The 22,335-nt window shown below is 66.9% G+C and carries 24 protein-coding genes; 12 read left to right on the top strand and 12 right to left on the bottom strand.

The window, feature by feature from the left end; all coding sequences use genetic code 11:
• Window positions 1-3 precede the first annotated feature (3 nt).
• On the bottom strand, window positions 4-990 hold the full coding sequence (locus AB0C34_RS00775) for a DUF3152 domain-containing protein (RefSeq protein ID WP_357068380.1): 987 nt from the start codon (window positions 988-990) through the stop codon (window positions 4-6).
• Between the two features lie 477 nt (window positions 991-1,467).
• Between AB0C34_RS00775 and AB0C34_RS00770 the strand changes: the two genes are divergently transcribed.
• Window positions 1,468-2,133, top strand: coding sequence for a TetR/AcrR family transcriptional regulator (locus AB0C34_RS00770; RefSeq protein WP_357065920.1), 666 nt, complete (start codon window positions 1,468-1,470; stop codon window positions 2,131-2,133).
• Window positions 2,134-2,212: 79 nt separating this feature from the next.
• On the opposite strand, the gene AB0C34_RS00765 is transcribed toward AB0C34_RS00770, so the two are convergent.
• Together AB0C34_RS00765 and AB0C34_RS00760 are read right to left on the bottom strand one after the other, a co-directional pair.
• Window positions 2,213-2,440: a DUF3107 domain-containing protein gene (locus tag AB0C34_RS00765; RefSeq protein ID WP_357068378.1), complete on the bottom strand. Its 228-nt coding sequence runs from the start codon at window positions 2,438-2,440 to the stop codon at window positions 2,213-2,215.
• Between the two features lie 271 nt (window positions 2,441-2,711).
• Window positions 2,712-3,260, bottom strand: a complete 549-nt coding sequence (locus AB0C34_RS00760) for a YceI family protein (RefSeq protein WP_357065917.1) — start codon at window positions 3,258-3,260, stop codon at window positions 2,712-2,714.
• A gap of 102 nt (window positions 3,261-3,362) precedes the next feature.
• Here AB0C34_RS00760 and AB0C34_RS00755 point away from each other — a divergent pair, with 102 nt between their 5' ends.
• Window positions 3,363-4,199: a helix-turn-helix transcriptional regulator gene (locus tag AB0C34_RS00755; protein WP_357065914.1), complete on the top strand. Its 837-nt coding sequence runs from the start codon at window positions 3,363-3,365 to the stop codon at window positions 4,197-4,199.
• An 80-nt stretch (window positions 4,200-4,279) separates the two neighbouring features.
• Here AB0C34_RS00755 and AB0C34_RS00750 read toward each other — a convergent pair whose 3' ends face one another.
• From AB0C34_RS00750 to AB0C34_RS00740, 3 genes are read right to left on the bottom strand one after another with little or no spacing between them, the layout of a single operon-like run.
• A complete protein-coding gene (locus AB0C34_RS00750; RefSeq protein WP_357065911.1) occupies window positions 4,280-4,981 on the bottom strand; it encodes a ferritin-like fold-containing protein in 702 nt (233 codons plus the stop codon).
• A 27-nt stretch (window positions 4,982-5,008) separates the two neighbouring features.
• Window positions 5,009-6,064, bottom strand: a complete 1,056-nt coding sequence (locus AB0C34_RS00745) for an alpha/beta fold hydrolase (RefSeq protein WP_357065908.1) — start codon at window positions 6,062-6,064, stop codon at window positions 5,009-5,011.
• Window positions 6,065-6,120: 56 nt separating this feature from the next.
• Window positions 6,121-6,978 carry a hypothetical protein gene (locus AB0C34_RS00740; protein WP_357065905.1) on the bottom strand — a complete coding sequence of 286 codons (858 nt, stop codon included), beginning with the start codon at window positions 6,976-6,978 and terminating at the stop codon, window positions 6,121-6,123.
• A 458-nt stretch (window positions 6,979-7,436) separates the two neighbouring features.
• Here AB0C34_RS00740 and AB0C34_RS00735 point away from each other — a divergent pair, with 458 nt between their 5' ends.
• The 5 genes from AB0C34_RS00735 (at window position 7,437) to AB0C34_RS00715 (ending at window position 12,358) form a co-directional block, all read left to right on the top strand.
• Window positions 7,437-9,128: a DEAD/DEAH box helicase gene (locus AB0C34_RS00735; RefSeq protein WP_357068376.1), complete on the top strand. Its 1,692-nt coding sequence runs from the start codon at window positions 7,437-7,439 to the stop codon at window positions 9,126-9,128.
• A gap of 27 nt (window positions 9,129-9,155) precedes the next feature.
• On the top strand, window positions 9,156-10,385 hold the full coding sequence (locus tag AB0C34_RS00730) for a PQQ-binding-like beta-propeller repeat protein (protein ID WP_357065902.1): 1,230 nt from the start codon (window positions 9,156-9,158) through the stop codon (window positions 10,383-10,385).
• Between the two features lie 79 nt (window positions 10,386-10,464).
• Window positions 10,465-11,070: an acid phosphatase gene (locus AB0C34_RS00725; protein WP_357065900.1), complete on the top strand. Its 606-nt coding sequence runs from the start codon at window positions 10,465-10,467 to the stop codon at window positions 11,068-11,070.
• A 65-nt stretch (window positions 11,071-11,135) separates the two neighbouring features.
• On the top strand, window positions 11,136-11,612 hold the full coding sequence (locus AB0C34_RS00720; RefSeq protein ID WP_357068374.1) for a GNAT family N-acetyltransferase: 477 nt from the start codon (window positions 11,136-11,138) through the stop codon (window positions 11,610-11,612).
• Window positions 11,613-11,623: 11 nt separating this feature from the next.
• On the top strand, window positions 11,624-12,358 hold the full coding sequence (locus AB0C34_RS00715) for an endonuclease V (protein ID WP_357065897.1): 735 nt from the start codon (window positions 11,624-11,626) through the stop codon (window positions 12,356-12,358).
• On the opposite strand, the gene AB0C34_RS00710 is transcribed toward AB0C34_RS00715, so the two are convergent.
• A complete protein-coding gene (locus tag AB0C34_RS00710; RefSeq protein ID WP_357068372.1) occupies window positions 12,337-12,726 on the bottom strand; it encodes a hypothetical protein in 390 nt (129 codons plus the stop codon). The genes AB0C34_RS00715 and AB0C34_RS00710 overlap by 22 nt on opposite strands.
• Window positions 12,727-12,960: 234 nt before the next feature.
• Between AB0C34_RS00710 and AB0C34_RS00705 the strand changes: the two genes are divergently transcribed.
• Window positions 12,961-13,905 carry a diacylglycerol kinase family protein gene (locus AB0C34_RS00705; RefSeq protein ID WP_357065894.1) on the top strand — a complete coding sequence of 315 codons (945 nt, stop codon included), beginning with the start codon at window positions 12,961-12,963 and terminating at the stop codon, window positions 13,903-13,905.
• A 250-nt stretch (window positions 13,906-14,155) separates the two neighbouring features.
• Window positions 14,156-14,410, top strand: a complete 255-nt coding sequence (locus AB0C34_RS00700) for a WhiB family transcriptional regulator (protein WP_011211115.1) — start codon at window positions 14,156-14,158, stop codon at window positions 14,408-14,410.
• Window positions 14,411-15,568: 1,158 nt separating this feature from the next.
• On the opposite strand, the gene AB0C34_RS00695 is transcribed toward AB0C34_RS00700, so the two are convergent.
• The 4 genes from AB0C34_RS00695 to AB0C34_RS00680 all read right to left on the bottom strand — a co-directional run bounded on the left by AB0C34_RS00695 (window position 15,569) and on the right by AB0C34_RS00680 (window position 18,613).
• Window positions 15,569-17,083, bottom strand: a complete 1,515-nt coding sequence (locus AB0C34_RS00695) for a histidine kinase N-terminal domain-containing protein (protein ID WP_357065891.1) — start codon at window positions 17,081-17,083, stop codon at window positions 15,569-15,571.
• A 22-nt stretch (window positions 17,084-17,105) separates the two neighbouring features.
• Window positions 17,106-17,321, bottom strand: coding sequence for a biotin/lipoyl-binding carrier protein (locus AB0C34_RS00690; protein ID WP_357065889.1), 216 nt, complete (start codon window positions 17,319-17,321; stop codon window positions 17,106-17,108).
• A 244-nt stretch (window positions 17,322-17,565) separates the two neighbouring features.
• Window positions 17,566-17,856, bottom strand: coding sequence for a mycothiol system anti-sigma-R factor (gene rsrA / locus AB0C34_RS00685; RefSeq protein ID WP_357065886.1), 291 nt, complete (start codon window positions 17,854-17,856; stop codon window positions 17,566-17,568).
• A 76-nt stretch (window positions 17,857-17,932) separates the two neighbouring features.
• Window positions 17,933-18,613, bottom strand: a complete 681-nt coding sequence (locus tag AB0C34_RS00680; protein WP_357068370.1) for a sigma-70 family RNA polymerase sigma factor — start codon at window positions 18,611-18,613, stop codon at window positions 17,933-17,935.
• Window positions 18,614-18,864: 251 nt separating this feature from the next.
• Between AB0C34_RS00680 and ybaK the strand changes: the two genes are divergently transcribed.
• Both ybaK and AB0C34_RS00670 read left to right on the top strand, forming a co-directional pair.
• Window positions 18,865-19,359: a Cys-tRNA(Pro) deacylase gene (gene ybaK, locus AB0C34_RS00675; RefSeq protein WP_357065883.1), complete on the top strand. Its 495-nt coding sequence runs from the start codon at window positions 18,865-18,867 to the stop codon at window positions 19,357-19,359.
• Window positions 19,360-19,431: 72 nt separating this feature from the next.
• Window positions 19,432-19,755, top strand: a complete 324-nt coding sequence (locus AB0C34_RS00670) for a hypothetical protein (RefSeq protein ID WP_357065881.1) — start codon at window positions 19,432-19,434, stop codon at window positions 19,753-19,755.
• Window positions 19,756-19,814: 59 nt separating this feature from the next.
• On the opposite strand, the gene AB0C34_RS00665 is transcribed toward AB0C34_RS00670, so the two are convergent.
• Window positions 19,815-20,603 carry an SOS response-associated peptidase gene (locus AB0C34_RS00665; RefSeq protein ID WP_357065878.1) on the bottom strand — a complete coding sequence of 263 codons (789 nt, stop codon included), beginning with the start codon at window positions 20,601-20,603 and terminating at the stop codon, window positions 19,815-19,817.
• A gap of 170 nt (window positions 20,604-20,773) precedes the next feature.
• Here AB0C34_RS00665 and AB0C34_RS00660 point away from each other — a divergent pair, with 170 nt between their 5' ends.
• The gene (locus tag AB0C34_RS00660; RefSeq protein ID WP_357065875.1) at window positions 20,774-22,282 is read left to right on the top strand and encodes an aldehyde dehydrogenase family protein; all 1,509 of its coding nucleotides are present in this window, start codon (window positions 20,774-20,776) and stop codon (window positions 22,280-22,282) included.
• The last annotated feature ends 53 nt before the right edge of the window (window positions 22,283-22,335 follow it).

Raw genomic sequence — 22,335 nt, 5'->3', positions numbered from 1 at the left:
GCACTACCCACGCGGGTAGGGCCAGGGGTTGAAGCGACAGCGCTTGCCGTCCATCGGGACGACGCCGTGTGGGTCGAGGGCGGCTATGTCGTTGTTCGAGGTTCCGAAGGTCTGCTGCATCATCACCGGCGCGAGGCCGTCGTCGGTCTCGCAGGGCTGATGCTGGTGGTAGCCGATGGCGTGGCCCACCTCGTGGTTGATCTGGTATTGCCGATACGACCCGATGTCTCCGTCGAAGGCCAGCGCGCCCCGCACCCAGCGGACCTCGGAGAGTACGACTCTGCGGCTGTTGGCGTTGTAGCAGGAGGTGTCGATCGGGATGTCGAAGCCGCATTCCCTGCGGCTGGATTCGCGGGAGGTGAGCGAGACACGGAAATCGACGGCGCCCTGGTCGACCCGCCGGAACGCGAACTTCGGATCGTGCGCCCAGCTCTTCGGGTTGGCGAGCGTGGAGTCGACCATGGTGGCGAACGACTCGTCGCCACCGAAACCGGAAGTGTCCATGCCGTTCTCGATCTCCACGGTGTAGCGGAAGACCGCATCCGCCCCGACGCCGACCTGATCGGTGCCGCCCCGCACCATGCGCCAGGTGTCGGCGCCGGTCTCGGCGAACGCGCCCCCCTCGGGCAGTGCCCCGGTCGGCAGATCGGTGGGAAAATGACCGTCCCCCGGCGGGGCGCCGATGATGCCCGCGGTTGCGGCGCGCGAGCTCAGTCGTCCGAGTCCGGGAGAGCCGCCCGCGACGACCGCGGTGTCGGTGCCGCGGACCGCGTCCACAACCACCAGCACGGTGATCACGAAGAGCACCGGGAGCGCGTACGCCCGCCAGCCGTAGGTGGAAACGAATCTGCCGAGCGCACTTTGCTTCTTCGCGTCCCGTTCGGGGCGGGCCCGCACCCGCCCCTCGGCCTGGGCGGTGGGATCCCAGTGGGCGCGCAGCGGTTGGTGCGATCCGTTGCCGGTGCGGTAGAGGCCGAGTGGATCGTAGATCTCGACGCCGTCGTCATCGGCGGGTGCCTGCTTCGAATCAGGCTGCTGCTCAGGCGGTTCGGGGATGCGAGTCGAGCGCTTCTGATTCTCGGCGGCCGCACCGCGGCCGGATAATCGACTACCGACTCCCCACCGCTTCGCGGTGTCGGGTCGAGCCGGTGTGCCCGATAGTGCGTCTGGGCCGGTTCTCGCCACGGCGTCCGACCCTACGGAACCGGACGTGCCGGAGCCAGCCGGGTGGCGCGCTGTGCGCCTCCCGCCGGACGGTCGCTCCGGTCGGTCGGTCACAAAGACCAGCGTCTCACAGCGCGGAAGCCCCCACCGACGGGCACAGGAGGACCTGCTTCGGTGCGACAATTGTCCTCAGGTGGCACCAGTTGCCCCGCCCCGATCTGCGGGCAGGCGACTAACGGGTATCGTTCATGGGATAACCCGGTGCACACCCCTTTTGCCGGGGAATCGACTGGGAGAGCCGAAATGACTGACCTCGTGGACCGGATGACGTCCCGCAGATCGTCGTCCGAGGCCATGGCACGCGCCAAACGCGGTACCCGGCTTCCGCGCGATGAGAGACGTCAGCAGCTCCTCCTGGCGGCAAGCGAAGTCTTCGTGCAACGCGGTTACCACGCCGCGGGGATGGACGAGATCTCGCAGTGCGCGGGCGTGAGCAAGCCGGTGCTGTACCAACACTTCAGCAGCAAGTTGGAGCTGTACCTGGCGGTGTTGCAGAACTATGTGGACATCCTGGTGTCCAGCGTCCGGCAGGCGCTGCGGTCGACCACCGACAACAAGCAACGCGTGCGCGCGGCGGTGCAGGCCTACTTCGATTTCGTGGACAACGAGATGCAGGGATTCCGCCTGGTCTTCGAGTCCGATCTGACCAGCGAGCCGCAGGTGCAGCGCCGGGTCGAGCAGGCCACCGAGTCCTGTGTGGACGCGGTCTTCGACCTGGTGGCGCACGACTCGGGTCTGGACCCATACCGTGCGCGCATACTGGCCGTCGGTTTGGTCGGCGCGAGTCAGTTCACGGCACGCTACTGGCTCGAGGCCGATCGGCCGATCCCGAAGGAAGAGGCGGTCGACACCACCGTTCAGCTGGCGTGGGGCGGCCTCAAGCACGTGCCGCTGCACCCGATCGCCTGAGCGTCGCATCGACGAACGAGCCCCTGTCCCCGAGCGATCGGGAAACAGGGGCTCGATGCGTGTGGGCCGGAGGCTGGGATCAGACTGCGGCGAATCCGACCCGGCCGCCGGTGGCCGTGCCGATCTCGACGTAGGCGACCTTCGAAGCCTGGATCAGAAACTTCCGGCCCTTCTCGTCAGTGAGCGACACGACGCCGTTGTCACCGCTCAATGCACCGGACACCAGCTTTTCGACCTCGTCCGGGGACTGCGCGCTGTTGATCACCAGTTCGCGCGGGCTATCCGAAATACCGATCTTGACCTCCACGGTCAACCTCCGAACCTAAGAGTCCTGTGCTGTCGATCCAAGGCTAGTGCCAGTCCGCCGCTGCGAGTATTCAGACTGTGCCGGTCAGGTGGCGCGGGATTTGCGTTCAGGCCCTGCGTCTGTGCCACTCGCGTGCTGCGCGTACCCGACGAGTTACGTGTGTACCTGCGAAATCAGTCGCGATGCCGGGTACTCGAAGATCATGTCGGCTGATCGGGCCGGACGGTGTTCGCCTTTCGCGAACACCGTCCCGGCGGTCCGTCCACAGGTCTTATTTCGGCTCGACCAACTGGATCTCCAGTTCGATCTTCACCGTGTCGCTGAGCATGCCGGGCATCAGGCCGCCGACGCCGAAATCGGTCCGCTTGATGGTGCCGGTGGCCGAGAAGCCCGCGTGCCGGTCGCCGGACGGGCCGAACTCCTGGAGACCGCCCCACTCGACCTCCAGGGTGACCGGCTTGGTTACCGCACCGAGCGTGACCTGGCCCTGTACTTCGAAGGTCTCCGCGACGACGACGGGGTGGGTCGCATGGAAGGTGAGGGTGGGACGGTTGGCGACGTCGAGGAAGTCGGCGTTGCGGATGTGCGCGTCCCGATCCGCATTCCCGGTGTCGAACGAGTCGAGGTGGATTGTCGCGCCTAGCGACACAGCCCCGGACTCGTCGACCACGAAGTCGGTCTCGAACCGGGTGAACCCGCCGCGCACCTTGGAGATGCCGAGGTGACGAATGGTGAACGCGACCGAAGAGTGTGCGGCGTCCAGCGCCCACGATCCGGTCTTCAGCAGCTGGCTGGCAGTAGTGGATTCCGAAGTTGTCATGCGGTCGACGATTGCCGGACCGCGGTCCGTTAACCAGACCGCGGTTATCCTGGACCTGCCAGGGCGCGGCTAACAGTCCCGGGACAGGGCACGATGGGAGACATGGCTCGTAACGGATTCGCGGAATTCCTCATCGCACGGCGCGCCGAACTGCGGCCGTCGGATATCGGGATGCCCGGGGGCGGTCGGCGCCGAACGCCCGGCCTGCGCCGCGAGGAGGTCGCCGTCCGCGCGGGCGTCAGCGCCGACTACCTGGCTCGGCTGGAGCAGGGCCGCGACACCAACCCGTCTGGCGCGGTCATCGAAGCCTTGGCCGACGCGCTGCTGTTGCACGGCGAGGGCCGCCATCATTTCAGCTTGCTCGCGTTGGCCTCCGGAAACGAATCCCGCTGCCCTGGCAGCGAATCCGCGGAGGAACGAATTGCCGAGACGATCGAGACAATTCTGCACGCACTGCACCCGACACCCGCGTTCGTGGTCGGCCGTCGGCTGAACGTGCTCGGCTGGAATAAGGCATGGGCCGACCTGGTCGCCCCGCTCGGCCTGTTGGATGGCGACGATCAGCCCAACCTGGCCGAGTACACCTTCACGCATCCGGCCGCACGGCGCGTCCTGCGAAACTGGGACGAGGCCGCCGATATCTTCTCCGCCGTACTACGCCGCGCCAAATTGCGCTGGCCAGGCGATAATTCGCTGTTGGAGACCATCGAGACGCTGCACCGCCACCCGGACTTCGCGCAGCGGTGGAAGCCACAGCAGGTCGGCGCCGCCGTCTCCGGGATCCTGCGTCTCGACCATCCCGTCCACGGGCCGATCGACGTACCCTTCGAGACACTGGAGGCCGATCGTGATCAAAGCCTCATCGTCTGGCTGGCCGACCGCGCCCGCATCCACTCGCCAGGCCTGCGTCTGGTCCCCAACCGTGCGGTGAACGAGTAACAATCCGCACGGCGAGCACCACGCGATCGCCGCTGCGAAACGTCAAGAGCCGCAGGACGGCACCGCACCCGCACCAGGTATCAGATGCCGAGCACCGCCATGCGTTCGGCGTAGCTGTTCTGCATACGCTCGAAGAGCGCGGCGATGCCGTTGAGATCACCGGTGGCGGTGAGAACCAGATCGGTGAGTTCGTCGCGCTGCGCCATCACGTATTGGGCCTGGGTGATCGCCTCGCCGAGCAGGCGCCTGCCCCACAGGGTGAGTCGATCGCGCTCGGCGCGACTGGCCGTGACGGCGCGACGGACCTCTTCCACCACGAACTCCGAATGGTTGGTCTCGGCGAGCACATCACGGACCACTGCGGCGACCTCAGGCGTGAGTACTCCGGCGATCTCGGTGTAGAAGTCGGCGGCGATGCCGTCACCCACATAGAACTTCACCATCGACTCGAGCCACGTCGAGGGATCGGTCGAGGCGTGAAACGCGTCCAGCGCCCGCACAAATGGCGCCATGGCCTCGAAGATGTCGGCGCCACGCTCGGCGAGCGCGGACTCGAGCGTCTTGAAGTGCTCCATCTCGGCGGCGGCCATCGTGGCCACGGCCACCTTGCCGCGCAGCGACGGTGACAGCTTGGCCTCCTCGGCCAGCCGATAGAACGCGGAGATCTCACCGTAGGCGAGAACCGCGAACAGGTCGGTCACGCCGGGGTGGCTGGCGGGGATGGAGAGGTTTGCTGGGTCGGTCGACGAAACACCTAACGCGGCAGGTGACTGTGCTCCCATGCGCCCCAGCGTAGTACTCCGCTCCGATCACGCCGTCTCGGCCAAGAATTTGTCCAGGTAACTCCATGTCGTGTCCCGTGCCGCAGGTCCGGCCAGGATGCCGAGGTGCCCGCCCGGCGCCGTTTCGTAGCGAACCATGGCCGAACCGTCGAGCGTCCGGGTACCCGCCCGCACGGCGGCGGCTGGAGTGATCACGTCGTCGGGCCCGCCGACCAGCAGGACGGGCGCGGTGACCTTCGCCAACTCGATCCGGCGGGCGCCGAGCCGGACTATGCCGCGGCCGATGTCGTTGTTCAGGATCAGCCTGCCCCACAGCTGACCGTAGAAACGGCCCGGATAGCCGGGCATTTCGGCCATGAAGCGGTCGACCGCCTCCATTCTGGCGAGCGTCTCGGTGCGGGTGATATTGCTCGCGACGAACCATGGGCGGGTGAGTTCACGGTCCAGCGCGGTGATCTTGTAACCGATCCTGGTGAGCGGTGCGGGCACACCTCCGGCCGCGCGGATGACCATCGAAGTGACCAGTCCCCCGGTGAGTTTCGCGACCTTACGCAGCTGTGGGATGCCGGTCATCTCATCGTAATCCAGCGGCGAGCCGACAGCGGTGATGGACCGAATCGGCAGTTCGGCATGTGCCGCCGCGGCCAGCAAGGCAAGTGTGCCGCCGATCGACCACCCCACCAGATCGACGGGACGCCCGGCACGGTCGGCGCTGACCCGCAGCACCGCCTCGGGCAGGATGTCGTCGATCCAGTCTTCGAAACCCATGCGCCGGTCGTCGAAGGTGATCTCGCCGTAGTCGATGACATACGGGTGGCGACCGGTCGCCAGCAGGAATCGGGCAAGGCTCTGGTCGGGCCGGAGGTCGAAGCAGGTGGCGGGTGCGGCCAGGGGCGGAACCAGCAGTACGGCCGAACCGTCGACCGGCGCGATACCGTCGGCGTCCTCGAACCGGAGCAGTCGACGATGCGGCATGTCCCACAGCACCGTCGACGCGGTGCGGTCCGGCGCCTCGATGCCGGAGCCGAAGGTCAATGCCCAGGCATTGCGGACGGCGGTGGCGACAGTGTCTGCGAGGGTCACACCGAAGAATGTCGCACATGCCGGTACCGGCGGTAACAGGCAAGTCCCGGATGCGCTCAGCGCTCCCCCGAAGCAATCCGCTGCACCGGCGCGACCATGCCCTCGCGCGCGCTCCGCACCAGAGGCGCGAGCGAAGTTGTCAACTCCGCGACCGCGTCCGCGGACAGTACGGCGAGCGCGCCGGTCCACGCCGCCTCGTCGGTGTCGGCTTCCACCCGCGCCAACAATTCGGCGCCGCTGCCGGTGAGAACGGGAGCCAGTGGCTCGCCCTCGATCAATCCCCTGGCCCGCAGCTCGTCGACAGTGTCCGACCACTCCGTTTCCGAAACTCCGCGCGCAGGCCGCAGCACCGACTCAGGCACTTTCCCCGCCGCCACCTGCATAACCAACGCCTGCCATCCGGTCAAGCCGCGCGTGACCAGAGCCGCGACATGGCCGTCACCGCGGTGCTCGCGCAACGCGGTGGCCAGCTGCCACAGCGCGGCTACCGGGTCAGCGGGCAACGGCAGCGCCGCATTCGCGGCGAACAACACGCGACCGGTCGCGTCGGCCGCGCTCCGCGCAGGCGCGAGCAGTTCGACCGCGCGAGCGCAATCCGCCACGGCGGCGCCGAGGCCGCGCAGCAGCCCGGTGGCGAGTGCGAGCCTGGCGTCGAGGCAGCGCTGCGGGTTGGCTCGTTCCCACGCCTCCGGCAGCGCCCTGCGCACCATGTCCGGATGAAATCCGGCGAAGGCGGCCTGCACCGTGGCGGGTGTCACCGCGCCGAGCGGCGCGGCACGGAAGGCGAAGTAGGTTTGCCAGTAACCACGCAGCCCGATCCCGACGCCCGCCTCCTTGACGCCGGCCCCGAAATACACGACATCATGGACCGGCTCGAGAGTGGTCCAGATTTGCCGCGCCGGATGAATTACCATGTGGCGCAGTGTACGTCGGCACGATTCGGCACGAAAGCGCGCGCCGGCTTGCGGGAAATTCGGCAACGCACCCTGTCGACAATTCGAGCCGCGCACATTATCACGCTACAATCTCTGCGGACAGCGAAAATTCCCACCTGAGAGAGTTGCCGGATGCCATGCCCGCGAACATCGCGGGAACGCGTCACGAACGCCGACCGGTTTCGGGTCCGAGGTTTTCGTTGGACAAGAAAATGTGCGCGCACCAGATCCGCGTCACCAGTGCGCCGCGCCGATGTCTTTCGAGGTAGCCGCCGTTTTTCACGGCCGGCACGACATCCAGAGCGTGGCCGGGTGAGTATCGCAGGCGGGGTCGTGGTTGTCGCGGACCAGCCGGTCCGCCCCACTTCGTGCGCGCGTGACGCGATTACGAGGAAGGCACGAACCTGAGCAAGATCACAGTCGATCAGGAACCGGGACTGGCGGATACCCTGTTGACGGCCGAACTGGACGCAACGCATACCGCCCCGACTTTCGCAGAATTGGGAGTTCGCGACGAAATCGTCCGCGCACTCGGCGAGATCGGTATCGAACGTACTTTCGCCATTCAAGAACTGACCCTCCCGCTGGCGCTCGGCGGTGAGGATCTCATCGGCCAAGCCCGCACCGGCATGGGAAAAACCTTCGGATTCGGCGTGCCACTGCTGCACCGGATCGCGACCGCCGAATCCGGCACGACACCGCTGGACGGTACGCCCCGGGCGTTGGTCATCGTGCCGACCCGGGAATTGTGCATCCAGGTCACCCAGGACCTGGAAAATGCAGGTAAATACCTGACCAATCACCAGGGTCCGCTGAGCGTCGCATCGATCTACGGCGGCCGCCCGTATGAGGCACAGATTCAGGCGCTGCGCTCGGGCGTCGACGTGGTGGTCGGCACCCCCGGCCGACTACTCGACCTCGCCGACCAACAACACCTGATTCTCGGCAAGGTCGGCGTGCTGGTACTCGACGAGGCCGACGAGATGCTCGACCTCGGCTTCCTGCCCGACATCGAACGCATTCTCGGGATGGTCCCGGACAAGCGCCAGACGATGCTGTTCTCGGCGACCATGCCCGGGCCGATCATCACGCTGGCACGCACCTTCTTGACCCGCCCGACACACATCCGGGCCGAGGAACCGCACGACTCCGCCATACACGAACGCACCGCTCAGTTCGTCTACCGTGCGCACGCGCTGGACAAGAGCGAGCTGATCGCCCGTGTGCTACAGGCGGAGGGCCGGGGCGCCACAATGGTCTTCACCCGGACCAAACGCACCGCGCAGAAGGTGGCCGACGACATGTCCGAGCGCGGCTTCGCGGTCGGCGCGGTGCACGGCGACCTCGGTCAGATCGCCCGCGAGAAGGCGCTGACCAAGTTCCGCAAGGGCACGATCGACGTGCTGGTCGCGACCGATGTCGCAGCGCGCGGCATCGACATCGACGACGTCACGCACGTCATCAACTACCAGTGCCCCGAGGACGAGAAGACCTATGTGCATCGGATCGGCCGCACCGGCCGAGCCGGCCGCACCGGTGTCGCGGTGACCTTGATCGACTGGGACGAACTGAACCGCTGGTCCTCGATCAACACCGCACTCGGCCTCGGCATCCCCGATCCGGTCGAGACGTATTCGCGCTCACCGCACCTGCACTCGGACCTCGGCATTCCGGAAGGCGTGACCGGCGTGGTCCGCACGCCGAAGCCGGAACGCGACCCGGACGCGGTCGTGGTGGAGCGCGGCGCCCGGGCGCCGCGCAAGCGCAACCGCAGGCGCACTCGCGGCGGCCAGCCGATCGACAGCGTCGAGCCGAATGAGACCGGCGACGAAGCCGGCGACGAAGCCCGGCCGGTGTCGGAGACGGCCGAGGACGCCGACAAGCCCGCACGCCGCAGGCGCAGACGGCGCAAGGCCACCGGTGACGTGCCCGACAGCGGAACCTCCGACAACGACACCCCGTCGGACGCGACAGCCGACACCGATGCCGCCACCGCGCACGACCGCGGTGCGGGTGACACCGAGACGGCCGACCGTCCCGCGCGTCGTCGGCGCAGGCGCCGCAAGCCCACCGAGGGCGAGGGGGCCACGGAAAGCAACTCCGAGCCCGCGACGGCCGCGACGGCGTGATCGGCCGGATCCGCTAGTCTCGCATTCGTGCTCGCACCCGAGCGGCGGACGCGCGCCGACATCACCGCCGCCGTAGCCATCGTGGTTCTCCTGGTGGTCGCGGGGGTCGTGGTGTGGGCGCGCGGCGACGCTCGCGGTACCGAATCGGTTACCGCGCCGACCAGTGTGCCGACCCCGGCAGCGGCAGATCAGCTGCCCGGCGCATTGCGCGAGTTGTGGCGCGCGCCGGACAACGCGAGCGCGCGAGCGCTCGTGTCCGGCGGCGTCGTGGTGACCGGTGACGACGGCACCGTGACCGGGCGCGACCCGCACACCGGCGACCAACTGTGGAAGTACCGGCGCGATATGCCGCTGTGCGGGATCGAGGGCCAGTTCGGCATGGTGGTCGCGGTGTATCGCGACCACCGCGGCTGTAGCCAGGCGACACTGCTCGCCGGCGACAGCGGCGCCCGGCGGACCGCGCGCAGCAGCTACATGGATCCGGACCTGCGACTGTCGGTCGATGGGACCTATGTCCTCGCGCAGGGCCCACAGCGGCTGGAGATGTGGCGCTCGGATCTGGTCCGCACTCTGGAGTACGGCTTCGTCGACGCACCGGTGAACGTGAAGACCCAACCGCGCAAGGGCTGCGCGTTGCTGTCGGCGGGTTCCAGCCCGTCCCGGCTCGCTGTGCTCGAACGCTGCCCCGCCGACCCGGCCGACCGACTGACCGTGCTCAACCCGGCGCCCAAGGACAACACCGTGCCCGAAGAGTTCGGTTCGCACGTCTTGACCGGTCCCGGCACCGACTCCCCCGAGGCGGTGGTGGTCGCGGTATCCGACAACCGGATCGTTCTGTCTCTGCCGGCCACCACCGCGGGCGCGGACAAGCTCCCCCCGCGGCTGGCCGTATACGACGGGAACGCGAATCCGATTGCGACGCACGAGCTTTCGGCACCGCTGAGCGAGCAGACCACGACGACCCGGATCGGCTCGGCCTACCTGGTGTTCACCGGCAACAGCGTGATCGCCCTGAACGGTGGCACCTTCGACCCGCTGTGGACCGCGGGCGGAGCCCTCGGCGCGCCCATTCTGATGGCGGGCAAGCTGTTGCTGCCTACGACGGGCGCGATCGCCGTTCTCGATCCCGCTTCGGGCACCGAAGTGGGACGAATCCCTGTGACGCGCAGCCAGTACGACGGATCCCCCCTCTCGCTGGCGGCAGTCGGCACGACTGTGCTGGAGAAACGCGGTACCGAACTCGTCGCCCTCGGCTGATCCGGCACCGGGCGAGCGGTGCGTCGGATCGCTCCCGACCGCGACACACCGTGATCATCGGATAGCCCATGATGGATTCATGTCCGCACTCGACGACGCCCGCGTTGTCCTGCTCCGGCACGGCGAGACCAGCTGGTCCACGCAGGGCAGGCACACCAGCCGCACCGATCTGCCGCTCACCGAACGCGGCGAGGTACAGGCCAGGGCGGCGGGTTCCCTCCTGATCGCGCTGCGGCTGCGAAACCCGCGCACCTTGACCAGCCCGCGGCATCGCGCGGTGCAGACCGCTGCGCTGGCCGGGCTCGCCGATGCCACGGTCGATGACGACCTGGTCGAATGGGACTACGGCGCCTACGAAGGATTGACCACCCCGCAGATCCGCGAGTCCGCGCCCGGTTGGACGATCTGGACTGGCGACGTCCCCGATGGCGAGACCGCCGATGAGGTGTGCGCGCGAGCCGACCGGGTGCTCGCCTCGATGCGGGACGTCCTGCCGCAGCGCGATATCGTGCTGGTCGGGCACGGCCACTTCTCCCGGGCGTTGATTGCCCGGTGGGCCGAATTCGGCGTGCGGGAAGGCCGCCGCTTCGCGATGTCGACCGGCGCGCTGACCGTGCTCGGCTACGAACACGACGTGCGAACCATCCATGAACACAACCTGGTACCCGACGGAGCGACATTGTGACCCGATCCGGCCCCACCGCCACCGACCCGGCCGCCGCCTCACCCGCCCTCGGCTCGGGCGACGCCGTGCTGCGTCGTGCTGTCCCCTCCGACGTACCCGCGCTGGTAACTCTCATCTACGACCTGGCCGAATATGAGAAGGCCCGGCACGAATGCACGGTCACCACCGAGCACCTGAACGCCGCACTGTTCGGGCCGCAACCGAAGGTCTTCGCCCACGTTGTCGCCGAGCGGACGGATCTGGTCGGCTGCGCCATCTGGTTCCTCAACTTCTCCACCTGGGATGGCGTGCACGGCATCTACCTGGAGGACCTCTACGTCAAGCCGGAGACCCGCGGCAAGGGCTACGGCAAGGCGCTGTTGGCGGCGCTGGCGAAGGAAGCCGTCGACAACAGCTACAGCCGGGTCGCCTGGTCGGTGCTGACCTGGAACACGCCCTCGATCGACTTCTACGAATCGATCGGTGCGGTAGCTCAGGACGAGTGGGTCGGCTACCGACTCGCCGGCGCCGCCCTCGGCGCGCTGGCCGCCGAGTCCCGGTAACGGTTCGAGCGATGTCATGGCTCGCGCGGGTCGATCACCATCCCTGGCCGACGACCGCCGCGGCGGCCATGGCGATCCAAGACGACTTGCGACCGCAGGTCGATCCGGTCGGCGGGCCCGGCACACGGTTCCGCACGGTGGCGGGGGTCGACTCCGCCTATGACAGCACCGGCGCCGTCGCCGCGGCGGTCGTCGTACTGGATGCCACCACGCTGAAACCTGTTACCTCCGCGGTCGCGCACGGCGTCACCACCTTCCCGTACGTGCCCGGCCTGCTCGCCTTCCGCGAGATCCCGACCACCCTCGCCGCCCTGGCAGAACTCGACACCGCACCGGACCTGCTGGTCTGCGATGGGCAGGGGCTCGCGCACCCGCGCCGTTTCGGGCTGGCCTGCCACATCGGACTACTCACCGGTGTGCCGACGATCGGCGTCGCGAAGACCGCATGGGGCGACTACGCCCAGCCCGGCCGGGGACGCGGCGCCAGCACCGATATCACCATCGACGGCGAGATCGTCGGACGCGCACTGCGCACCCGGACCGCGGTGAAACCGGTCTTCGTGTCCGTCGGACACCGCATCGACCTGGACACCGCCTGCGCGCAGGTGCTGGCCATCACCCCACACTTCCGGCTGCCCGAGACCACCAGGCATGCCGACCACCTCTGCCGTGCGGCGTTACACGCACAAAGGTCCACGCAGACCTCGCCTCGCTTCGGGCCGGACTACTCCGGTTCAGCCCCGTAATCCTGCGCCAGCCAGCGGATCGACGGCGGCGCGAACAGCAGAACCAGTGCGACCACCGCGACAGTGCCGAGCAGCGCGCCGTAGACGGGCTGATGCGAATCGGTCAGCAACGACCAGGTGACCGGAAGCAGGAGCAACTGGGCGATGACCGCGATCGCGCGACCCCAGCGCTTCCCGAGCAGCAACCCGACGCCCGCGGCCGATACCGCGCCGCCCAGAATGCCGAACCAGGCGGCGGTGCCGTACCCGCTCGCCGCGCTCTGGTCATGGCCGGCCACCCCACGCACGATCAGTACGACCACGACGACCGCGGCGACCACACCCTCCAGCGTCACCAGAGCGCCGGCGGCACGCACCGTCGTCGGCACACTCACCGAATTCGTACCTCGGTCACTCACGACTGCGCACCACTCGGGCTCGGCTCCGTCGGGCGCGATCGCGCACCGTATCCTCGATACACTCGCTGACGCTCGCTCACGCGGCAAGCGTACGACTCGAACCAGCGGGACACCGCTGTGGCGTCGGCAGGCGAACGCGATCGGCGGACCGGTGGTCTCCTTCGCCGTTTCCGGCGCGCGCGCGGAGCCAACTAGGCTGCGAACGTGCGGACGTTGCTGATCGTGAACCCGAACGCCACCTCGACTACACCGGCGACCCGGGACCTGTTGGCGCACGCACTGGAGAGCCGCACCCAGTTGACCGTTGCGCACACCCAGCATCGCGGCCACGCCGCCGAACTGGCGCAATGGGCATCAACCAACCAAATGGATCTGATCGTCGTGCACGGCGGCGACGGGACGGTCAACGAGACCATCAACGGCTTCCTGCCGCTGCCCGAACTCGACGACGGCCAGGCCTGGCTGCCCCGCCTCGGTGTCATCCCCGGCGGCTCGGCGAACGTCTTCGCCAGGGCACTGGGCATCTCACCCGACCCGGTCACCGCAACCAACCAGCTCATCGACCTGCTCACGCTGGACAAGGACCGCCGCATCGGCCTCGGCATGGCTGACGACCGCTGGTTCTGCTTCAGCGCGGGCGTCGGCCTGGATGCCGACGTCTGCGAGGCCATCGACGCCAGTCGCGCCGATGGCCACGCCGCCACCCCCGCGCGCTACATTCGAACAACCGTGCGACAGTTCTTCCGAGCCCGGCGCAAAGAACCGACCGTTCGGATCGAGATCCCAGGCCGCCCGGCCGTGGAGGGTGTTCATTACGCCTTCGTAACGAACACGACACCATGGACCTACCTGAACGCCACGCCGGTACACACCAACCCGGACACCCGATTCGAGACAGGACTCGGCGTGTTCGCCGTGCGCTCGATGGCAGTGGTCCGCACCCTCCTACTCGCGCGTCAACTTCTCGCCGCCGCCGGAAAGCCCAAATCCCGCAGATTATTTCGCGAAGACGACGTTCCCGCCGTACGCATCGAGAGCACAGAGCCCATCGGCCTGCAAATCGATGGCGACTTCATCGGGAAGCGCAACGTGGTGGATTTCACCTCGATGCCCAACGTCCTGAGTGTCGTCGCACCGCAGCCGAACTGACCGCGAAAGATCACAAAAAAACATCGTGGTTGTGCTGCAAAAACCGAGTAGAGCGAGTACAAAGGACCGGGTTGGCTCCCCATAGGAGCTAGAGAGCGTGAGCTTCCCCACGGTGCACCGCGTGGCTATTGACATCTACGGTGTTCGTGAAAGCATTCACAAGCAACCGTGCGGAAACATTCGAGTCGCACAAGTGAACGATCCACAAACCATCGGCGCCGTCTGCGGCGCCCAGCAAAGGAGCAGAGGAATGGACTGGCGCCACAAGGCCATCTGTCGCGATGAGGACCCCGAGCTGTTCTTCCCGGTGGGGAACAGTGGTCCGGCGCTCGCGCAGATTGCCGATGCCAAGCTGGTCTGCGCTCGCTGCCCCGTAACCGCCGACTGCCTGTCCTGGGCCCTGAAGTCCGGACAGGATGCCGGTGTGTGGGGTGGTATGAGCGAGGACGAGCGCCGGGCGCTCAAGCGTCGCAACGCGCGCACCCGCACCCGCACCGTCGTCTAGCGAGACGATCAGCCTTACCGGGCCATTCAGCCCGGCCCGGTAACGCATTTCAGCCCGGCACCCACGAGGTGCCGGGCTCTTTGTTTTTGGCAGCTGTGTTGTTCGGCAGCTGTGTTGTTCGGCAGTGCCTGCGGCGCTGCGCTGTTCGCGGCCCCTTTGTGGCTCGCGTCGGGCCGCGAACGGGGAATGCTCGGTCTCACTACCCTCAGAAGTTGTTGTTTGCCAAGCGGTTCCGTTGGCATAGGGGGATTGTGGCGGGGGCAGCGAAGATGGTCAGGGGCGCCGCGCGGCTCGTTGCGGGTGAGGGGAATTCGCCATTTCGTGTCGGAGATGACTTTCGGAGCGGAAGTCGGGTGATCTCAGAGCTGGTGGTCGGACGCTGTCCGCGAGCGGTGGAGGAATGGATGGCCGCGGGGGTGCTGAGATTTGGCTGCCGGCGCGACGTGCCAGAGCCCACCGGTCCCGATCGCGGCGTATTCACTACCTGCTGGAAGTTGTAACCTGGCGGTCCGGGCACCCACGCGGTTGATGCGCGGGTGCTCCTCGTCGGGCTGCGGACGGCTCGTCGGCTGCGGGGAGCCGATTGCGTTGATGTGACCGCGCGGGTCTGTATCCAGGCAGCATGTGCGGCAAGGACATCCACCCGGGCGGCATTGGGACAAATCGGAACCGGTTGGTCGGACACTGTTCTCGGCAAGCGCGTCAGCGGCCGACGCTGATCACCGAATCCACACGTTGGTGTACTACGGCCGCGTGATCACCTTCGGAATACCGGCGGCCTGTCGCGCGAGGGACCGGAGCGCGTCCAATGCGGCGATCGCGTGGATCGGCAGGACTCTCGTTCGGTGACCATCGGCTGAGAGGGTGGCCTGTGCCAGACGCCCGCGCCAGATGGGAAGCGACGCGAGCGTTGTTGGGGGTTGTTTGGTTGGCTCCTGCACAATCCGACTGATGCCGCTTCGATCTCGGCGTGGGGGGCTCGCGGCGAGGCAACGACCGGGCCGAACTCGGCACGACAAACTCCGCGGGCTTGGAATAGGCGGCTCGGACACCGGCCTCGACTCCGGACGAGAACGAAAAGGGCGGTCCGATCTCCGTAGTCGAGTGAGCCGGTCTCGCGTGTGGCGCCACCGCACGGGTCAGCGGCGGTTGCCCGGGTCAGCGAGCGGAGCGGCGGCCGAGGGGGACGCGCAGGACTGCGTCGGTGCCGATATCGGCGCCGGGGTGTAGACCGATGGAACCGCCCAGCTCGGCTGTGACCAGGGTGCGGACGATTTGGAGGCCGAGGCGGTCGGAAGATTCCAGACTGAAACCGGGGGGAAGGCCGCGGCCGTCGTCGCTGATGATCACATCGAGCCAGCGGGCCGAGCGTTCGGAACGGATGGTGACGGTGCCGTTCTCACCGGAATCGAAAGCGTGCTCGATGGCGTTCTGCACCAGTTCGGTCAGCACCATCACCAGCGGGGTCGCGCGTTCCGCGGAGAACACCCCGAGTGAGCCGGCGCGGCGCACCTTGATGCGGGCGGTGTGCACGGTCGCGACATCGGCCATGATCGGCAGCAAGCGATCGACAACCTCGTCGAGATCGACTTCTTCGTCCACCGACATCGACAACATCTCGTGTACCGACGCGATCGAGGTGACCCTGCGCACCGACTCGGTGAGCGCGACCTGCGCTTCCTCGTTCTCGGTACGGCGAGCCTGCAGACGCAGCAGGGCCGCGACGGTCTGCAAATTGTTCTTCACCCGATGGTGAATCTCACGGATGGTGGCGTCCTTGCTGAGCAGCGCGCGGTCGCGCCGCTTGACCTCGGTGACATCGCGGACCAGCACTGCCGCGCCGGCCAGTTCACCGTGCGGACGCAGCACAAGGGTCCGTAGCAGCACGGTCGCGCCGCGCGCCTCCACTTCCATGCGCCGTCCGGTCCGGCCGGCCAGAGCGGCTTGGATATCGCCGACCACCTCCTGCGCGTCGAACGGGTCCGTGATCAGCGAGCGGGTGGTGACAGCGAGATCCTGCCCGGCGAGGTCGGCCTGCAACCCCATCCGATGGTAGGCCGACAGGGCGTTCGGACTGGCGTAGACCACGATGCCCTCGGTATCGAGCCGGATGAAACCGTCCCCGGCGCGGGGGCTGGAATGCGTCGCGGCACGGTCCTCGGTGGTCGGGAAGGTGCCGTCGGCGATCATCTGGCACAAGTCATCGGAGCAAGCGACGTAAGCGATCTCCAGTGAGCTGCGCACCCGGGAGCGTTGCAGATCGGTATCGCGGCTGAGCACCGCGATCACGTCCTCGCCACACCGCACCGGGATGGCCTCGCGGACCGCGTGCACCGGGCGCGGATGATAGACGCCGGAGGCCTCGACATCACTGTCCGCGCGCACGATATTGCCGGTCAGCAGCGCGTCGATCACCTGGGGATGGTCGTCGCGCAGGGCAAGCATGCCGACCAGGTCCTCCTGGTGCACGGTCGGCGCTGTGGTGGGGCGACACTGGGCGACGCACACGATGTCGGCGCCCTCGGACACCGGACCCGCGCCGACCCACAGCAGCAGATCCGCGAAGGACAGATCGGCGAGCAATTGCCAATCACCCACCACACGCTGCAGATGATCTACCGCGACACCGGGGAGATCGGTGTGCTCGGCCAGAAGCTCGCTCAGAGTCGCCATGAAGGTCTACCGCCGCAAACGATCAGGAAATGACGGCGATCACATGACCGGCCTTGATCGCGTCACCTTCCTTGACACCGACCGCGGTCACCGTGCCGCCGGACTCCGCGAGCACCGGGATCTCCATTTTCATCGACTCGAGGATCACCAGGGTGTCACCCTCTTGCACCTCGTCGCCTTCCGTGACAACCACCTGATAGACGACCGATACCAGCTCGGCGAGTACTTCCTCGGCCATGGCACCCCATTCACTCGTTGGCCAGCATCCGCTGAAACTACAGCCAACCACACGTGAAATACTGGCCCTCAACGAGAAGGGAGACTACACATGGGTAAGCGCGGACGTAAGAAGCGTAGCCGGAAGGGCAATGCGGCCAACCACGGCAAGCGGCCCAACGCCTGAGCGAAACGCTCGGCCGAGAGCACGGAGCGGCACGCCTCCCCCGCTGGGAAGGCGTGCCGCTCGGCATTTTCCAGCCGAACTACTCCGGGCTGTCCACGGTGCTCTCGATAACCCTGATCGATCGCCGGATCTCGATGGTCAGCCGTTCGCGCAGCGAATCCGGCGCACGGTCGCCGCCGCACTTGCGGCTGAGCAAACCCTTGATCTTCTCTTCGATGCCGTAGGCCTCGATGCAGGGACTGCAGTGTTCCATGTGGTGGCGCAACCGAGCACGAGTATTGTCGTCGCATTCGCCGTCCAGCATCAACCACACATCGGCGAGTACGGCCGTGCAGTCGAGCTCGAGGTCGGGGTCCCGCTCGGTACTCACAACGTCACCTCGTCGGCGCCGGACTCCGTCGTCACCACCGGAGTGGCTGCGTGTGTGGTTCGCTCGCTCCGCTCGCTCACTGCTTGACCTCCTGGCGTTCCCCCGAACGGTTGAATCCACGCTCGCGCGCCACATCGGCGAGCAAACCTTTCAGTTGCTTGCGACCCCGGTGCAGCCGGGACATCACCGTACCGATGGGGGTGCCCATGATGTCGGCGATTTCCTTATACGGGAAGCCCTCGACGTCCGCGTAATACACCGCCATCCGGAATTCCTCCGGCAGTTCCTGCAACGCGGTCTTGATGTCGTCGTCCGGCAGTGCGTCCAACGCCTCGACCTCGGCCGAGCGCAGCCCTTGCGAGGTGTGCTCGGCTGTCGCGGCCAGCTGCCAGTCGGTGATCTCGTCGGTCGGGTATTGCGCGGGCTGACGTTGCTTCTTGCGGTAGGAGTTGATGTAGGTGTTGGTCAGAATGCGATATAGCCAGGCACGGAGGTTGGTGCCCTCTTTGAAGGATTTGAATCCCTGGAAAGCCTTGACGTAGGTCTCCTGTACCAGGTCTTCGGCGTCGGCCGGGTTCCTGGTCATGCGCAGCGCGGCGCCGTAGAGCTGGTCGAGCAACGGGAGCGCGTCCCGCTCGAATCGCTGTGCCAGCTCGGCATCGTCGACCGCGGCGACATCGCCGGTCACCACGTCATCGTCGCTCGTCACACCTGTCCCTTCGATCGCCGTACTAGCCAAATCTACCGGCAACGGCATATCGAGCGAGAACCCGGCTTCGGTCGGTGACGCCACAATCGGCACTGGACGTTCGTCGAGCAGAACGGGCACCGACATCTCCTTCACGTCGTTCATCAAAGTTTGCTCACGCACGACGGGGCGGTGGAAACGCCCTCCGATCGTGATGTATCCGCTACAACATGTGCAGGCCGCGCGGTGTTCCCGTGACCACGGTGATGCGCCAGATTCCCGTTGCCGGCCTCCGGGGTCACACCGCTAAGGTTTCCGCCATGGCAGCAGCCTCGACCCCGGCGATCCGCACCCTGACCCAGGCCAAGGTTGCCCATCGCGTGCACGCCTACAAACACGATCCGCGCGCCGACTCCTACGGCGCCGAGGCGGTCGACGCGCTGGCCGCCGAACTGGGGGTTGCCGCCGAGCAGGTCTTCAAGACTCTCGTCATCGAGCTGGCCACCGGCTCGCTCGCGGTGGCGGTGCTCCCGGTGCCGAATACGTTGTCGCTCAAATCCGCCGCAGCGGCGCTCGGTGCGTCGAAGGCGGGTATGGCCGACAAGACACGGGCGGAGAAGACGACCGGATATGTACTCGGCGGGATCTCCCCGCTCGGTCAACGGAAGTCGCTGCCCACCGTGATCGACGCCTCGGCGTTGTCCTGGGATCGGGTGCTGTGCAGCGCGGGGCGGCGCGGACTGGAGATCGAGTTGGCGCCCGCCGACCTGATCCGGCTCACCGCCGCGGTGACAGCACCGGTCACATCCGTGTGATTCGGCCCGATCGAGCTTGATCTATGCGTTACTGAACTGGCCAGATTCATTCGACTCGAAGAGGTGATGCGAATGTCCGCGCAGCAGCGTTTGCGCACCATGATCGTCGCGTTGTTCGGAGCTGTCGTCTTGGCTCTCGGTTCGATGACATTGCTCGGCCCGCAGGCCGCCGCCGCACCGAACACTCCGTCGCTCACGCAGGTCAGCGACTACCCCTTCGCCGGTGAGGGCACCCATGGCGCTCAAAGCGGCGGGAGTAGTTCGAAGAAGGACGACAGTTCCGAGAAAGCAGAGAAACTCGGCGGGAATGTCACCACCAAGGTCATCGACCTCATTACCGGGATCATCAAGTGCGGATTGAACATCGCGACCCCGAGCGTGAAGTGCAAGTTGTGAGTCGCTGATCTGGAACTGGGCAGTTCGGTTGCCCGGTTCCGCGCCCGAGGCGGGGCGGATCAGAGCAGACCGATCTGCCCGGCCTCGGCTTGATCCGTCACCCGGGCAAGCAATTCCGGCCCGTTGTTGCGCACGCTGTTGACCAGCATGGGCACTGGCCGCGCCACGATACCCGCAACCACTTCGGCACCAGGCGTCGCCAACAGGCTCGCCGGCGCCGGGTGATCCGGATCCAACCAAGCCTCCCAGTGCTGTTTCGGCATGGGCAGCGGCATCCGGTCATGGATGCGAGTCAGATCGCCGATCGCATCGGTAGTCAGGATGGCGCAGGACAGCAGCGGTTCGCTCTCCGACTTGGCACGATCACGCCACACCGACCACAAACCTGCCATGTACAGCCGCGAACCGTCCGCGTTCGCCATGTAGTACGGATGTTTGGCGACCTTGCCCTTCGCACCGGCGGCGTCCGGCTCGACGACCCACTCGTACCAGCCGTCCATCGGCACCAGGCAGCGCCGGTATTTCACCGCGTCACGGAACGAGGGGGCGCCGGCCGCCTTATCCGCGCGGGCGTTGAACAGCGGCTTGCCCTTCACCGGGACGCCGGGCTCGGCGGTCTTGGTCCAGCCTGGAATGAGTCCCCAGCGCATGCGTCGGACGCGCAATGCCGGCTCATCGTCGGTGCGTCCGTGCTCGTGCCGCTCGACGACGGTAAGGATCTGGGTGGTCGGGGCGACGTTGTAGTTGGCGAAGGCGCCCTGGTCACCGGTGGCACCGGTTTCATCGATCGCATCCAACTCGACCGCCAACCTGCCCGGGTCGGTGGTGGTCGCATATCGTCCGCACATATCCCGATACTCCCACCCGTGACCGACAATCTCGGGGACAATTGGTCCGTAGCCAGGTGACTGCCTGAGAGTTCTGGCATAACATTCTCTCAGGGCATGGGTGGTCGACCGCGCCCGTCCGTGGTGCGTGCGCACGAACCTGCCCCGCAGACGGCAAAAGGAGAACCATCGTGACATCCACCGACACCACACCGGCCGACCACGATACGGCGCTCACGTCGGTCAATCCGGCGACCGGCGAGGTGATCGGCAGGCACGTCATCGCCGACGACGCTGCGGTGACCGCGGCGGTCGCCAAGGCTCGTGCGGCGGCGGCCACCTGGGGCACGCTGAGTTTCGACGCGCGGCGCACGCATCTGCTGCGCTGGTCGAGCAAGTTGGTGCAGAACTCTGAGACGTTCTGCGCGCTGATCCACGCCGAGAACGGCAAACCACTCGACGACGCCTACCTGGAGCTGACGCTCGCGCTCGAGCACATCGCCTGGGCGGCCAAGAATGCCAAGAAGGCGCTGGCCCCAAAAACCGTCTTTCCCGGCGCGCTGATGTCGAACTTCGCCGCGCGGATCGAACAACGCCCGCTCGGCGTCATCGGCGTGATCGGACCGTGGAACTATCCCGTCTACACGCCGAACGGCTCGATCGCCTACGCGCTGGCCGCGGGCAACACCGTGGTGTTCAAGCCGAGCGAATTCGCCACGAGCGTCGGCAATTTTCTCGCCGACGCGTTCGCCGAGGCCAACCCGGAGTTGCCCGAGGGCGTGTTCCGCACGATCAACGGCTACGGCCGCACGGGCGCGGCGCTGGTGCACTCGGACGTCGACAAGATCGCCTTCACCGGCTCCACCGCCACCGGCAAACGGATCATGGCCGCCGCGGCGGAGAATCTCACCCCTGTCCTGCTGGAGTGCGGCGGCAAGGACGCGGTGATCGTCGCGGCCGATGCCGACATCAAGGCCGCTGCCGACGCGGTCGCCTGGGGCGCCACCGCCAATAGCGGACAGACCTGTGCGGGCGTGGAGCGCGTGTACGTGGATCGGGCGGTGCGCGAGGAGTTCATCGCCGAGGTCACCCGCATCCTCAGCGTCATCCGGCCCGGTTCCGACGACAAGGCCGCCTACGGCCCGATGATTATGCCGAGCCAGGTCGACGTCGTGCGCCGCCACATCGCGGACGCACTGGAGAACGGGGGCACCGCCGTGCTCGGCGGACTCGAGTCCGTCAAGGCCCCGTTCATCGAGCCGGTCGTGCTCGTGGACGTGGACGAGAACGCCGAGGCGGTGCGCGAGGAGACGTTCGGCCCCACGGTCACGATCCGCACCGTGAACAGCGCGGACGAAGCGGTCGAACTGGCCAACAACGCCAAGTACGGTCTGTCCTCGGCGGTGTATTCGAAGCAGAACGGCCTGGCGATCGCACGCAGGCTGCGCACCGGCGCCACCTCGGTGAATTCGGTACTCGCCTTCGCCGCCATTCCCGGCCTTCCCTTCGGCGGCGTCGGAGACTCCGGCATCGGTCGCATCCACGGCGAGCCCGGCCTGCGGGAATTCGTGCGCTCGCACTCGATCGCACGGCAGCGCTTCGCCATCCCTGGCCTGGCGCTGCTGAGTTACTCTCGCACCGCCTTCACCATGAAGCTGCTGCGTAAACTGGTGCCGTTGCTGCACGGACGCCACAAGTAACGACAAGCCGCACACTCCCAACACCCAGGCACTGCCGACCAAATCCACCCCAA

It is taken from the genome of Nocardia sp. NPDC049220, from assembly GCF_040647855.1.
Lineage (GTDB): Bacteria > Actinomycetota > Actinomycetes > Mycobacteriales > Mycobacteriaceae > Nocardia.
Note: the sequence above shows the minus strand (reverse complement) of the source record. Positions and strands in the feature narration are given on the sequence as shown.

Excerpts from the sequence above, each read along its gene's own strand:
- AB0C34_RS00770 (WP_357065920.1), top strand. The coding sequence starts at position 1,468 with ATGACTGACCTCGTGGACCGGATGACGTCCCGCAGATCGTCGTCCGAG.
- AB0C34_RS00760 (WP_357065917.1), bottom strand. The coding sequence starts at position 3,260 with ATGACAACTTCGGAATCCACTACTGCCAGCCAGCTGCTGAAGACCGGA.
- AB0C34_RS00755 (WP_357065914.1), top strand. The coding sequence starts at position 3,363 with ATGGCTCGTAACGGATTCGCGGAATTCCTCATCGCACGGCGCGCCGAA.
- AB0C34_RS00750 (WP_357065911.1), bottom strand. The coding sequence starts at position 4,981 with ATGGGAGCACAGTCACCTGCCGCGTTAGGTGTTTCGTCGACCGACCCA.
- AB0C34_RS00740 (WP_357065905.1), bottom strand. The coding sequence starts at position 6,978 with ATGGTAATTCATCCGGCGCGGCAAATCTGGACCACTCTCGAGCCGGTC.
- AB0C34_RS00725 (WP_357065900.1), top strand. The coding sequence starts at position 10,465 with ATGTCCGCACTCGACGACGCCCGCGTTGTCCTGCTCCGGCACGGCGAG.
- AB0C34_RS00715 (WP_357065897.1), top strand. The coding sequence starts at position 11,624 with ATGTCATGGCTCGCGCGGGTCGATCACCATCCCTGGCCGACGACCGCC.
- AB0C34_RS00700 (WP_011211115.1), top strand. The coding sequence starts at position 14,156 with ATGGACTGGCGCCACAAGGCCATCTGTCGCGATGAGGACCCCGAGCTG.
- AB0C34_RS00695 (WP_357065891.1), bottom strand. The coding sequence starts at position 17,083 with ATGGCGACTCTGAGCGAGCTTCTGGCCGAGCACACCGATCTCCCCGGT.
- AB0C34_RS00690 (WP_357065889.1), bottom strand. The coding sequence starts at position 17,321 with ATGGCCGAGGAAGTACTCGCCGAGCTGGTATCGGTCGTCTATCAGGTG.
- AB0C34_RS00680 (WP_357068370.1), bottom strand. The coding sequence starts at position 18,613 with ATGCCGTTGCCGGTAGATTTGGCTAGTACGGCGATCGAAGGGACAGGT.
- ybaK (WP_357065883.1), top strand. The coding sequence starts at position 18,865 with ATGGCAGCAGCCTCGACCCCGGCGATCCGCACCCTGACCCAGGCCAAG.
- AB0C34_RS00670 (WP_357065881.1), top strand. The coding sequence starts at position 19,432 with ATGTCCGCGCAGCAGCGTTTGCGCACCATGATCGTCGCGTTGTTCGGA.
- AB0C34_RS00665 (WP_357065878.1), bottom strand. The coding sequence starts at position 20,603 with ATGTGCGGACGATATGCGACCACCACCGACCCGGGCAGGTTGGCGGTC.